Source organism: Aquisphaera insulae (assembly GCF_011064615.1).
GTDB lineage: Bacteria > Planctomycetota > Planctomycetia > Isosphaerales > Isosphaeraceae > Aquisphaera > Aquisphaera insulae.
Map to the genome: position 1 here is coordinate 187,419 of NZ_JAALJH010000004.1, position 12,889 is coordinate 200,307.

11 protein-coding genes are annotated in these 12,889 nt (G+C 68.3%); 10 read left to right on the forward strand and 1 reads right to left on the reverse strand.

Annotated elements, in window-relative coordinates; all coding sequences use genetic code 11:
• Positions 1-116: 116 nt before the first annotated feature.
• From G6O54_RS04160 to G6O54_RS04185, 6 genes are read left to right on the forward strand one after another with little or no spacing between them, the layout of a single operon-like run.
• Positions 117-1,529, forward strand: a complete 1,413-nt coding sequence (locus G6O54_RS04160; RefSeq protein WP_165220444.1) for a sugar porter family MFS transporter — start codon at positions 117-119, stop codon at positions 1,527-1,529.
• A complete protein-coding gene (locus G6O54_RS04165; RefSeq protein ID WP_165220446.1) occupies positions 1,526-2,479 on the forward strand; it encodes an ROK family protein in 954 nt (317 codons plus the stop codon). The genes G6O54_RS04160 and G6O54_RS04165 overlap by 4 nt, the downstream gene beginning before the upstream one ends.
• Positions 2,476-4,233 (forward strand): class I mannose-6-phosphate isomerase, encoded by a 1,758-nt coding sequence (locus G6O54_RS04170; RefSeq protein ID WP_165220448.1) that lies wholly within the window; start codon positions 2,476-2,478, stop codon positions 4,231-4,233. The genes G6O54_RS04165 and G6O54_RS04170 overlap by 4 nt, the downstream gene beginning before the upstream one ends.
• A 6-nt stretch (positions 4,234-4,239) precedes the next feature.
• Positions 4,240-4,815, forward strand: coding sequence for a glucose-6-phosphate isomerase family protein (locus tag G6O54_RS04175; RefSeq protein WP_165220450.1), 576 nt, complete (start codon positions 4,240-4,242; stop codon positions 4,813-4,815).
• 10 nt (positions 4,816-4,825) lie between these two features.
• The gene (locus G6O54_RS04180) at positions 4,826-5,233 is read left to right on the forward strand and encodes a phosphomannose isomerase type II C-terminal cupin domain (protein ID WP_165220452.1); all 408 of its coding nucleotides are present in this window, start codon (positions 4,826-4,828) and stop codon (positions 5,231-5,233) included.
• Entirely contained in the window at positions 5,230-5,442 is a 213-nt protein-coding gene (locus G6O54_RS04185; RefSeq protein ID WP_165220454.1) for a type II toxin-antitoxin system HicB family antitoxin, read from the forward strand. The genes G6O54_RS04180 and G6O54_RS04185 overlap by 4 nt, the downstream gene beginning before the upstream one ends.
• Before the next feature lie 81 nt (positions 5,443-5,523).
• Here G6O54_RS04185 and G6O54_RS04190 read toward each other — a convergent pair whose 3' ends face one another.
• Positions 5,524-7,062 (reverse strand): glycine hydroxymethyltransferase, encoded by a 1,539-nt coding sequence (locus tag G6O54_RS04190; protein ID WP_165220456.1) that lies wholly within the window; start codon positions 7,060-7,062, stop codon positions 5,524-5,526.
• 220 nt (positions 7,063-7,282) lie between these two features.
• On the opposite strand from G6O54_RS04190, the gene G6O54_RS04195 reads away from it, so the two are divergent.
• The 4 genes from G6O54_RS04195 (at position 7,283) to queA (ending at position 12,843) form a co-directional block, all read left to right on the forward strand.
• Positions 7,283-8,203, forward strand: coding sequence for an NAD(P)-dependent oxidoreductase (locus tag G6O54_RS04195; protein ID WP_165220457.1), 921 nt, complete (start codon positions 7,283-7,285; stop codon positions 8,201-8,203).
• Positions 8,204-9,309: 1,106 nt separating this feature from the next.
• Positions 9,310-9,606, forward strand: a complete 297-nt coding sequence (locus G6O54_RS04200; RefSeq protein WP_165220458.1) for a YbeD family protein — start codon at positions 9,310-9,312, stop codon at positions 9,604-9,606.
• 157 nt (positions 9,607-9,763) lie between these two features.
• Positions 9,764-10,903 carry an arsenate reductase/protein-tyrosine-phosphatase family protein gene (locus G6O54_RS04205; RefSeq protein ID WP_165220459.1) on the forward strand — a complete coding sequence of 380 codons (1,140 nt, stop codon included), beginning with the start codon at positions 9,764-9,766 and terminating at the stop codon, positions 10,901-10,903.
• Between the two features lie 887 nt (positions 10,904-11,790).
• The gene (queA, locus tag G6O54_RS04210; protein ID WP_165220461.1) at positions 11,791-12,843 is read left to right on the forward strand and encodes a tRNA preQ1(34) S-adenosylmethionine ribosyltransferase-isomerase QueA; all 1,053 of its coding nucleotides are present in this window, start codon (positions 11,791-11,793) and stop codon (positions 12,841-12,843) included.
• Positions 12,844-12,889: the final 46 nt, after the last annotated feature.

Consider the following 12,889-nt stretch of genomic DNA (forward strand, 5'->3'; position numbering starts at 1 on the left):
ACCTCCCTGCATTCCGCCGGGGATCCGCTAAGATGGGGGATGGTCCGGAGGCGATTCGGCCTCGAATCTCCCGCGCGGCCGGCCTCGGACCGGACCAGACTTGCGATGAGGCAGACATGACCAGCCCTTCCTCCGCGAGCCTCCCGACGCACGATCGGGCGGCGGCGGCCCGCTACGTGCTCTTCGCCACGGGCGTGACCGCGATCGGCGGCTTCCTGTTCGGGTACGACACGGCCGTGATCAACGGCGCGAACTCGTACCTCAAGGTGCACATGGGGCTGACGCCCACGCAGGAGGGACTGGCCGGTGCGAGCGCCATCCTCGGCTGCATCCCCGGCGCGATGTTCGCCGGGATCCTGAGCGATCGCTTCGGCCGCCGGACCATGCTCTTCGTCTGCGCCTTCCTGTACGCCATCTCGGGCGTCCTGTCGGCGATCCCGCGGAGCTTCGAGCCCTTCCTGGCAGCTCGCTTCGTCAGCGGCCTCGGCATCGGCGCGTCGTCGATGATCTGCCCGGTCTACATCGCGGAGATCGCCCCGGAGCGGTATCGCGGGCGGCTCGGCACGCTCTTCCAGCTCGGCATCGTCTCGGGGATCTTCCTGACCCTGTTCATCAACCGGCAGATCCAGGCCCTGGGCGACGAGGCCTGGAACACGACGACCGGCTGGCGCTGGATGCTCGGGATGGAGGCCGTCCCCGCGGTCGCCTTCATCGGCCTCCTGCTCGCCGTGCCGGAAAGCCCGCGATGGCTGGCCCAGCGCGGGCGAGAAGACGAGGCGAGGGCCATCCTCGAACGGGCGGGGGGACCGGAGAACGCCGGACGTGAGATGGCCGCCATCAGGGCGGCGGGGACTCAAGAGGAAGGCCGTTTCTCCGAGCTCCTCTCCGGCCCTTTCCGCAGGCCGCTCGTGCTGGCGATGCTGCTCATGGCCTTCTCGCAGTTCTGCGGGATCAACGCCGTGATGTACTACTCCACCAAGATCTTCGCCACGGCCGGCGGCGACGCGGATGCGGCCTTCACCTCCTCGGTCTGGGTCGGACTCGTCAACCTGCTCTTCACGTTCGTCGCCATCGGCTTCGTGGATCGCGCGGGGCGTCGTCCGCTCCTGCTGGTGGGGACCGCGGTCCAGGCCGTGGCGCTCGGGCTGGTGGGCTGGATGTTCCAGACGCATCAGCACGGCCACGGGCTCCTGGCGTGCATCATGCTGTTCATCGCCGCGTTCGCGATGTCGATGGGGCCGATCGGCTGGCTCTTCGCCTCCGAGGTCTTCCCCAACAAGGTGCGGGGGCGGGCCATGTCGCTCGCGGCGCTGACGATCTGGGTCTCGTGCTTCATCGTGGCCCAGACATTCCCCATGCTCCACGACAACCCGTCGATCGGCCCCGCCCGGACGTTCTGGATCTATGCGGCGGTCAGCCTGTCGTCGTTCCTCTTCGTGCTCGGCTGGATCCCGGAGACGAAGGGGCGGACGCTCGAGGAAATCGAGCGGATGTGGGAACGTCGCGAGGCCGGGGGATACCGCCCATGACCATCCTCGCCTGCGACATCGGAGCGACCCGGATCAAATTCGGCCTCGTCCGCGACGGCCGCGTGCTCGACCGCGACTCGATCCCGTCCCGATCGGAACGAGGGCTCGCCGAGCGGCTTCCGGACCTGGCCGCGGCGCTCCGCGGGCTGTCGACCAGGCTGGGCGTTGCGATCGCCGATTGCGAGGGCATCAGCGTCTCGATCGCGACGCTCGTGGATGTGGCCTCGGGGAGGCTGCTGGCGGAATACGGCCGGTTCCGCGACATGCCCTCGCTGGACCTTCGGGCCTGGGCCCGGTCCGAGTTCGGGCTCCCCCTCGCGCTCGAGAACGACGCCCGGATGGCGGCCATCGGCGAGTGGCGTCACGGCGCGGGCCGCGGCAGCGACGACCTCGTCATGATCACCTTCGGCACCGGGCTCGGGACGGGCGTCGTGATCGAGGGCCGCGTCCTCCGCGGCCGGCACGCGCAGGCCGGCTGCCTGGGCGGACACCTGACGGTCCGTTACGGCGGCAGGCCCTGCGGCTGCGGAAATGTCGGCTGCGCCGAGGCCGAGGCCTCCACGGCCACGCTGCGATCCGTCGCCGAGCAGGCTCCCGGCTTCGACCGCAGCTCGCTCCGTCACGCCGCGAAACTCGAGTACGACCTCGTCTTTCGCGAGGCCGCCGCCGGAGACCCGTGCGCGGTGGCCATCCGCGATCAGAGCCTGCTCGTCTGGTCCTCGCTGGCGGTGAACCTGATCCACGCGTACGATCCGGACGTCCTGATCCTGGGCGGCGGCATCATGGCGAGCGCGGAGACCATCCTCCCCGCCATCCGCGATTTCGTGGCACGACACGCCCACACGCCCTGGGGCAAGGTGCGGGTGACGGCCTCGCAGCTCGGCGATGACGCCGCACTCGTGGCCGGGGAATGGCTGCTCCGCGAACAGGCCCTGGATGTGAACCCATGAGACGATCGACTTACGATAGGTTCCCCTTCGTCGCGGTCCCGGACGGTGAGGACGCGTGCGTGACCGGCTGGGACGCGATTGCGGATCGATTGCGGAAGGCCGTGGCAAAGCGGCACGCGGCCAGGTCCGTCCTGGCGGTGGAATGCTACCCGGGCGTCCACGAGGCCGATCTCGCACGCGAGCTGGAGACGCGGCTGGAGCCGGCCCTCGTGTTGCGATCGGCGGATGCCATGCTCTCGCCCCAGAAGGTCGACGACTTGGTCGCGCCGTTCCTCGGCGGCGACGACCGCGTCTTCGGCTTCTTCTGCGGCCTGAAGCTGCCGCAGTTCTTCGACGCCGACCGCGTGCGGCGGGCTCGCGAGGCGATCGATCGGGTCGAGGAGGGCCTGATCGTGATCGTCGGCTGCGGCGCGACGCTGATCCACCAACCGGACGTCCTGGTCTACGCGGATCTCGCCCGCTGGGAGGCGCAGATGCGATTCCGCCGCGACGAGGCCAGCAATCTCGGCGTCGAAAACCGCACGCTCGCCGCCGGCCTGCAATACAAGCGGGCCTTCTTCGTGGACTGGCGCGTGGCCGATCGCTGGAAGCGCCCGCTCATCGCCCGATGGGATTTCGTCCTCGACACCAATAACCCCCGGGAGCCGAAGCTCGCCGAGGGCGAGGCCGTGCGCCGGGGATTGCGGCGGGCCGTCACGCGGCCGTTCCGCGTCGTCCCTTTCTTCGACCCCGCCCCCTGGGGCGGGCAGTGGATGAAGGAGACCTTCGACCTCGATCGATCGGCGCCGAACTACGGCTGGTGCTTCGATTGCGTGCCGGAGGAGAACAGCCTCCTGCTCGGCTTCGGCGACGTCCGGCTCGAAATCCCCTCGATCGACCTGGTATTCGACCAGCCCCGGGCCCTCCTGGGAGAGGCTGTCCACGCTCGGTTCGGCGACGAGTTCCCGATTCGCTTCGACTTCCTGGACACGATGGGAGGCGGGAACCTCTCGTTCCAGGTCCACCCGCTCACGGAGTACATCCAGCAGCAGTTCGGCATGCACTACACGCAGGACGAGAGCTACTACATGCTCGACGCCGGCCCCGAGGCGAGCGTCTATCTCGGGCTCCGCGACGGCGTGGACCGCGCGGCCATGGCTCGCGACCTCCGCGAAGCCCAGGGAGGCGGAGCCCCGTTCCCGGCGGAGCGGTACGTCAACCGCTGGCCGGCGCGGAAGCACGATCACTTCCTCATCCCCGCCGGGACCGTCCATTGCAGCGGAGCCGAGTCCATGGTGCTGGAGATCAGCGCGACGCCCTACATCTTCACGTTCAAGATGTGGGACTGGGGCCGGCTCGGCCTCGACGGCCTGCCCCGGCCGGTCCACCTGGATCACGGGCTCGCGAACGTCCAGTGGGACCGCACGACCGACTGGACGAGGGAGAACCTCGTCAATCGCATCGAGCCCGTCGGCCGCGGCGACGGCTGGCGCGAGGAGCGCACCGGGTTGCACGAACGCGAGTTCATCGAGACCCGCCGCCACTGGTTCACCGGGACCGTCCCGCATGATACTCGCGGCGGGGTGAACGTGCTGAACCTCGTGCAGGGCGAGGAGGCCGTCGTGGAGAGCCCGGCGGGGGCCTTCTCGCCGTTCCTCGTCCGCTTCGCCGAGACGTTCATCGTGCCCGCGGCCGTGGGGCCTTACACGATCCGGCCCCACGGCCCGTCCGTCGGCCTCGAATGCGCCACGATGAAGGCTTCTGTCAGGACCTGATCCGCCATGCTCGCCATCGACGAGATCCTCTCGCGCTACGATCCGTCCACGGGGGCACTCGACGGCAAGCCGGCCGTGCGCCGGCACCTGGCGGACCTCCGGGGCTGCTTCGCGGATGTCCGTGCCTACGAGTCCGCGCTCGAACGCGGCAACCCGCTGGTCTACTCGGTCGCGGCCGTGGAACCGGCCCGCGGCGAGGGGGACCTCGGTTACGGCATCGGGCTGATCGTTCCCGGCAAGGTCGGCCGCGAGTACCACATGACGAAGGGCCACCTCCACGCCTGGCGGCCCGCGGCCGAGTTCTACTTCGGCCTCTCCGGCGAGGGCGTCATGCTCCTCGAGGACGAGGCCACCGGCGCGAGCCGCATGGTCCGACTTCGACCACACGAGGCGGTCTACGTCCCGGGCCATACGGCCCATCGGACGATGAACGTCGGCGCGGTCCCGCTGACCTACCTGGGCGTCTACCCGGCCCGCGCCGGCCACGACTACGGCGCCATCGCCGAGCGGAATTTCCGCGGCCTCGTCGTCGAGTCCGGCGGACAGCCCACCCTGGTGGATCGGGCGTCCTTCATCCCGTGAGCGAATCATCATGCCAGACTACGTCATCAAACCGATCCCGGCCGAGATGCCTCCCGTCTCCTTCGTCGAGCGCCCCTGGGGAAGCTTCAAGCAATATGCCAACAATCAGGACTGCACCGTCAGCCTGATGACCGTCCTCCCCGGCCAGCGACTCAGCCTCCAGTCCCACACCGGCCGCGCGGAGCTCTGGATCGTCCTGGACGACGGGGCCGTCGTCCAGGTCGGCGACGAGGAGTCCGTCCGCCAGGCCGGTGACGAGGTCTGGATCCCGGCCAACGCCACGCACCGCCTCTCCTGCCGCGGCGACAGGCCGGTGCGGGTCCTCGAGGTGGCCTTCGGCAACTGGCAGCAGGACGACATCACGCGGTACTCGGACGACTATGCGAGGCCGATGGCCGGCACAGGAGGCGATCGATGAACCGAGGACTCACGATGAACGTCGCGCGCGAGGGGGACGGCTTCGTCGCTCACTGTCCCGAACTTGACATCGCGAGCCAGGCAGATTCCATCGAAGCGGCGAGGGACAACCTGCGCGAGGCGATCGACCTCTTCCTTCAATGTGCCCCCGATGACGAGTTGGAAAGGCGGCTGAAGGACAAGAGAAACGGGAGTCCGCAGATATTGTAGGGTGTGTCAAGCGAAGCGTTGACACACCCTATAAGGGACGTTCATATCATCGCCGGTGGATAGTTGACTTCGACGCCCGGCTCACTTCCCCCCGAAATGCTCCTGCAAGAACGCCAGGTCGAGCTCGGGGTAGACCGGGTATGAGTCGAGCAGGCCGGTCACCCGGGCACGGGCAGCTTTCTCGACATTCTCATCGAGCGTGTATTTCGCCTTGTCGCGGCCGCCCGACTTGCTGGTGCCCGGGGTGATGGCGCGGAGGACCTCGGCGACGACGGAGGCGACCTCAGTCATCTCGGCGGGGCCCATGCCCAGGGTGGTGACGGCCGGCGTGCCGAATCGGAGTCCGCTGGTGTACCACGGGCCGTTCGGGTCGAACGGGATCGGGTTCCGGTTCAGGGTGATCCCGCACCGCCGGATGGCCTCCTCGGCCTGCCGACCGGTGATCCCCAGGGCGGAGCCGACATCGACCAGGACGAGGTGATTGTCGGTCCCGCCGCTGATGACCTTGAGGCCCTGCTTGAGGAAGCCTTCCGCGAGCGCCCGCGCATTCTCGACGATCTTCGCGGCATAGGTGGAGAACTCCGGCCGGAGGGCCTCGGTGAAGGCCACGGCCTTGGCGGCCATCACGTGGGGCAGGGGGCCGCCCAGGACGAGCGGACAGCCGCGGTCCACGTGCTCCTTGAACGCCTCGTTGCAGAGGACCAGCCCGCCGCGAGGCCCGCGCAGGGTCTTGTGCGTCGTGGTCGTCACCACGTCGGCGTAGGCGATCGGGTTCTCCTCGCCCGTGAGGACCTTGCCGGCGACCAGGCCGGAGAAGTGGGCCATGTCCACCATCAGGACCGCCCCGACCTTGTCCGCGATCTCGCGCATCCGGCGATAGTTGATATTTCGCGGGTAGGCGCTGAAGCCGGCCAGCAGGATCAGCGGCTTCACCTCGAGGGCCTGCTTCTCGATCGCGTCGTAGTCGAGGAGCAGCGTCTCCCGGTCCACCGTGTAGCCGTGGGCCTCGAACATCTTGCCCGAGGCGTTCAGCCGGTAGCCGTGCGTGAGGTGGCCGCCGGAGGCCAGGTCCATCCCGAGGAGCCTCTGGTTCCCCAGCGCGTGGCGGACCTCGTTCCAGCGGGCGATCGGCATGTTCGTCCAGTCGGCCGGCACCAGCTTGTCCGGATCCTCGGCGCCGAGGATCTTGGCCATCGCCGGCAGCTCGACCTTCGCCCGGAGGATCGCCCAGAAGGCGACGAGGTTGGCGTCGGCCCCGCTGTGCGGCTGGGAGTAAGCATGCGCGGCGCCGAAGAGCCGGCGGGCACGCTCGTTCGCCAGGTCTTCCACCGAATCCACGTTGTCGCAGCCGGCGTAGAACCGGTGATGGGGGATGCCCTCCGCGTACTTGTCCGTCAGCAGGTTCCCCATGGCGCACTGAGTCGCCAGCGACGAGTAGTTCTCGCTGGCGATGAACTTGATGTTCCGCCGCTGGTCGGCGAGCTCCTGGACGACGGTCCGCGCCACATCGGGGGCGACGGCGGCGACCGTCTGGAGATTGGCGAGATACGCAAGGAAGCCCGGCGCGACCTCCGCAACCGACTTGCGACCGAGATACGACTGGATCAGTGATTCTTGCATGGATGGCCCTGGTGTCGGGATCGAAGGAGGGTTGAAGCGGGATCGCCGCGGATGGCGAGCGTCTCGCAGGCTCCTTCGCGGTCGGTATAATCGGGCGAGGAGAAGAGATTGTAATGGCCCGGGACGCACGGGCTCAAGACGTCCTGGCCGCGGCGGGAGTCCGGCTCGGGCAAAGTCTCCTCAACGCAACATCATCCCGCAACTGATCTTGGAGACAGCCATGGATCTCTCGTTCGCCCCCGGCAAAACCCGTATCGGCTGGATCGGCACGGGCGTGATGGGTTCCTCCATGTGCGGCCACCTGATCGCGACGGGATATTCGGCCACGGTTTACAACCGGACCGCGGAGAAGACACGAAGCCTGGCGGAGAAGGGGGCCTCCGTCGCCTCCTCGGTCGCCGAAGTGGCCCGTTCGTCCGACGTCGTCTTCACGATCGTGGGCTACCCCCGCGACGTCCGCGAGGTGATCCTGGGGGCCGAGGGGATCGTGGAGTCCGCGAAGTCGGGGACCGTGGTGGTCGACATGACCACGAGCGAGCCCGCGCTCGCCGTCGAGATCGAACGGGCGGCCAGGGCGAAGGGACTTCACGCCGTGGACGCGCCGGTCTCCGGCGGCGACATCGGCGCCCGCGAGGCGCGGCTGTCGATCATGATCGGCGGCGACAAGGCCGTCGCCGAGGCCCTCCGGCCGCTCTTCGAGGCCATGGGGAAGGTGATCGTCTACCAGGGCCAGGCCGGTTCGGGCCAGCATACCAAGATGGTCAACCAGATCCTGATCACGTCCGGGATGATCGGGGTCTGCGAGGCCCTCCTCTACGGGCATAAGGCCGGGCTCGACCTGAACACCGTGCTCGAGAGCGTCTCCAGCGGCGCGGCGGGCTCATGGAGCCTGGCGAACCTCGGCCCGCGGATGATCGCCGGGAACTTCGAGCCGGGCTTCTTCGTCGAGCACTTCCTCAAGGACATGGGCATCGCCCTGGCGGAGTCGCGGCGGATGAAGCTCGCCCTCCCCGGCCTCGCCCTGGCCGAGCAGCTCTACCGGGCCGTCGAGGCCCAGGGCCTGGGTCGAAAGGGAACCCAGGCCCTCCTGCTGGCCCTGGCCGACCTCTCCCGCGTGGACTGGCCGACCCGACCTCGATAAGTCTTCTATCCCACTCGTGGCATTCGGGCCTCTCACCCCCGCCTTCTCCTCATCCTGCCCGCATTTACCTCGGCCCGAGGCAAACATTGCCCGCGAAACGTGCAACACCGAGCGCAGCCGCGCGAAAAGCGCCCGCTCGGTGTTCTTCTCCGTTTTTTCCGCAATGCCTTAATAAGAGAGACTCTTAAGTCTGATAGAATTCGGCGATCAGGAAGTTGCGGAACCGCGGCGCGCGACTTGCTCAACGATCGTTTGGAGCGATCGTGCCCGCCAACCCCGGCCACGCCGACGACTCAGGAGACCGAGAATGCTGATGTTGTTCTGGACCCCCTACCATCTCCTCCGGTCGTTCACGAAGAACCGACTCACGTCAGACCGATAACTCCTCTTCGAGGAGCCCGGACCAACCGCCCACGAATGCCGCCAACCTCTTCCGGCCTTCTGTCCGTGTCCCGCCGGTCCTGCAACCCATCTCGGATGCGTCATCGAATCGAGACGCGGGATCCGTCGGCAATCGGTTCCGTGCATTTGCGACAGCAAGGCCCGGCCAAATCCACAACGGGGCAAGAGGTCCCGACCAGGATCCCTTGAGATCAAGCCGGGCGTCGGTTATATCTTAGGTTTTCCCTCCGACTTGATCGTGACGCCGTCGGATACCTGGAACCGCAGGTCCTGATTTTCGAAAGCCCCGAGGAGAACGCATGGCCAGTCGTCGCCGTGGAAAGGGTCGCCGCAAGGTCGGCCGGAAGAAGCGTCGGATGCGCAGCCGGATCCGCCATCGCAAGAAGTAATGCCCGCCATCGCTTTGAGGCGTAACCGACCGGTACGCTCGCCGTTGGACGCGACCCCACCTGGCCGTCATGCCCGGCGCGGATCGTCCAGGCGACGCTCCCCGCCTCAGCCCCACCAACCAGGCGATTCCGATGCATGCCCCGGCGCCGGCCCTTCTCGGCTCCGGGGCCTTTTTCGTTGGGTTGAGGCCGCGAAACCGAGGCGACAGCGAAAAACGACGTCATCGATTTGTCTCCGATTGGGTCCGCCTCCTAAGATGAATTGGTGAATCGCCAGCTCGCGACAGGACCGCGGATCTCGCGGAAGAGGGGCCCATGGAAGAAAACGTCGATCATCGCCCTTCGGTGGAACTGCTCGAGTCGACGCATCTGTTCCCGGGCGTCTACCGGATCAAGGCCATCGGCCGAAGTACCGGCGATTTCGAGCGGCGGGTCGTCGAGGCCGTCGTGGGCCATCTCGCCGCGCCGTCGGAGCTGGATCACTCGGTGCGGAGCACGCCCGGGGGGCGGCATCTCGCCGTCACGCTCGACATCACGGTTCAGAATGCGGAACAGGTTCGCTCCATCTATGCCGCGATCCGAGAGCTGGAAGGGCTGACGCTCCTCTTCTGAATGGTATCCGCGCCAAATCATCGCCCTCCCTCGATTTCATTTCCTCTCCCGGAACCCTCGGCTATGATGCTCAGGCGGCCGGCGAGACGCCGCAAGGGCCATTCATGCGTGGCGTGCAACGGGCCCGCTCAGGACTCCTCGAGGACCCCGGCAAGCGATGATCGAAGCCTCCTCGACGCCCTCCCCCCCGGCGCAGTGGATTGACCTTTCGCGGTGTGACGATCCGCGCGACGCCGTTCACCAGTCGGTCGCCTGCCTGGCCCAGGGCGGTGTGCTCGGCGTCGTGACCGAGGCGGCCTCTGCCCTGGCGGCCAGTACCCTGAGCCCCGGGGGACTGGGCCGGCTTCGATCCCTCTGCCGACTGGCCGAGGACGAGCCGCTGCCGGTCCTGGTGCGCGGGGCCGAGGAGTCACGCGACTGGGCCCCCGCGATGCCCGCCGCCGGTCGACGACTGGCCGAAAGGCTCTGGCCCGGTCCTCTGGTGCTGCAACTTCCCGAGGCGGCAAACGCGGGGCTCTCCGGCCGGCTGCCGAGTGAGGCCCGGGACCTGATCGCCCCTTCGGGGGAGCTCGCGCTCGCCTGTTCTCCGGAGCCGTTCCTGCGGGGCATCCTGGAGCTGATCCCCGGCCATCTGGCCATGGGCAAGGCCTCCGAGAGTCAGGCCGCGTCCGGGACTTCTCCGGGCCTCCGCGGACTCCGCGGGCTCGACCTGGTCGTCGATTCGGGTTCCATCCCGTCGGGCCGGGAGAGCACGCTCGTCCGCGTCGACGGCCAGGGCTGGTCCATCCTCCGTCAGGGGGCCATCGACGAACGGACGCTCGTGCGGATGTCCTCCCGGATCATCCTGTTCGTGTGCACCGGCAACACCTGCCGCAGCCCGATGGCCGAGGCGATCTGCAAGTCTCTGCTCGCTCGCCGGTATGCCTGCGACGCGGAACAACTGGAAGAGAAGGGGATGGTGGTCCTTTCCGCGGGGGTCGCCACCGCCGGGGGCTCTCCGGCCACGAGCCAGGCGGTGGAAGTCCTACGGTCGCTGGGCGGGAACCTCGGGTCGCATCGCAGCCGCCGGGTCACGGCCGACCTGGTCCGCCAGGCCGACCACCTCTTCGCCATGACGATGGACCACCTGGACGCCCTGCTCGACGTGGTCCCCGAGGCGGCGCCCCACGCCATGCTCCTTGACCCACAGGGCCGCGACGTCCCCGACCCCTTCGGCTCCGACCAGGAGGTCTACCGCCAGACCGCCCAGGCCATCGAGGCCATGATCCGAGAGCGACTCCGCGAGCTCGAGATTTGAATCACGCTTCGATCGATCGGGGCTCTTCTCCCCGCCCCGAACTCCCGAGAGGGAAGCGTTTCTACCACGGATAGCGCGGATGGCACGGACGGGGACGGGGGGAGGAATTGAGCCAGAGATGGACACCGATAAACACTGATTCGATTTGGAATCAAATCCCGAATTCAGGTTAGGGGATCCCGACTCTCCGCCGGCCCGCTCCAACTCCAAATCCGACTCCGACCCCAGCCCCTTCATCCCCCCAGCCCCACCCCTTTCTACTTTCCCCTCCCTCTCCTCATCCCCATTCCTTCCCTCCGATCCCTCTCTCTCTCCCCATCGGTGTTCATCTGTGTTTATCTGTGGCTCAATTCCTCCCCCCGTCCCCATCCGTGGATCAAGCCCTCCGGATCCCATCTGCGGTCCTTCGCCGCCCGCGGCGGCTGGGACGTGTTCGAGTACTGGGCAAATCCGTTGGGGTGGACGGAGATGGTGCGCCGGGAGTGAGGCCGACGCGACCGGATTGGTTCTCAGGTAGAAGATCCCGGCGGCGGCCTGTGGTGGAACGAGAGCAGGCGGTCCCGCCGCAGGATTCCACTTTCGCCGCGAGGGGCTCGGGGGTAGCCTGGCTCATCGTCGGCCTCCCTGGGGACGAGTCTGGATGGGGCCCGGTCCCGAGCGGGGAGGTCCACGAGCCCGGGAAAGGGGGACAGGCGCCTCGAAGACTCGGAGCCAGTCCCCGTTTCCCTCAGCCCCCGGCCTTGTGGGACAGATCCTCCGTGCGCCAGCCCATCCTCGTCGAGTCCACGGCGTCCGGTGACTCCATCGGGCCGAGCCTGGTTCCGGGAGTGAAGGGGGCCTCGTTCGCGATTGCTTCCGCTCAAGCCCACCCCCCCGGAGCCACCCGCGTGCTCGCCTCCGAGTTCGACTTCGACCTGCCCGATGAGCTGATCGCCCAGCATCCGGCGGCGGCCCGCGAGCATTCCCGGCTGATGGTCGTCCGCCGCGACGGTGGCCGCATCGAGCACCATCGGTTCGACGAGCTCCCGGCGCTGCTGGGCGGTGGCGACATCCTGGCGAGGAACTGCACGAGGGTCGTCCCGGCCCGGCTGATCGGCCGCCGCGAGGCGACCGGCGGCAAGTGGGAGGGGCTCTTCCTCCGCGAGATCGAGGGAGGCGGCTGGGAGATCCTGGCGACCACCCGCGGCCGGCCCGCGGCCGGCGAGTGCGTCGTCATCGGCGAGGACGGCGATCGCGGCCTCCGACTGCGCCTCGAATCCCGCGGCGACGAGGGCCGGTGGGTCGTCCGGCCGATGCCCTCGTCGACGCCGTCGTCGTCGACGCTGGAGCTGCTCGATCGATATGGCCGGATCCCCCTGCCCCCCTACATCCGCAAGGGCCGCGCGGGCGAGGAGGATCGCGAGCGGTATCAGACGGTCTTCGCCCGGAGTCCCGGCTCGGTCGCGGCGCCGACGGCCGGGCTCCACTTCAGCGAGGGGGTCTTCCGGGACCTGGCCGCGAAGGGGATCTCGTGGGTCGACCTGACGCTGCACGTCGGCATCGGCACGTTCCGGCCGATGGAGGCGGAGCGGATCGATGACCACGTGATGCACGCCGAATGGGCGGAGCTGACCGCCCACGCCGCCCTTGCCCTCAACGCCCGCCGGGCCGCCGGCGGGCGGGTCGTGGCGGTGGGCACGACCTCGGCGAGGACGCTGGAGTCGGCCGCGGCCGGGGGCTCGATCGCGGCGTTCTCCGGCCCGACCGACCTGTTCATCCGCCCCGGGCACAACTTCCGGGGGCTCGACGCCCTGATCACGAACTTCCACCTCCCGCGGAGCAGCCTGCTGGTCCTCGTCAGCGCCCTGGCGGGCGTCGAGCTGATCCGCGCGGCCTACCGCGAGGCCGTGGCGCGACGCTACCGGTTCTTCAGCTACGGCGACGCGATGCTCATCGTCTGATGCCCCGAGATGGCGATGTTGTCGCGCGGAATCGGGGCGGTTGCTT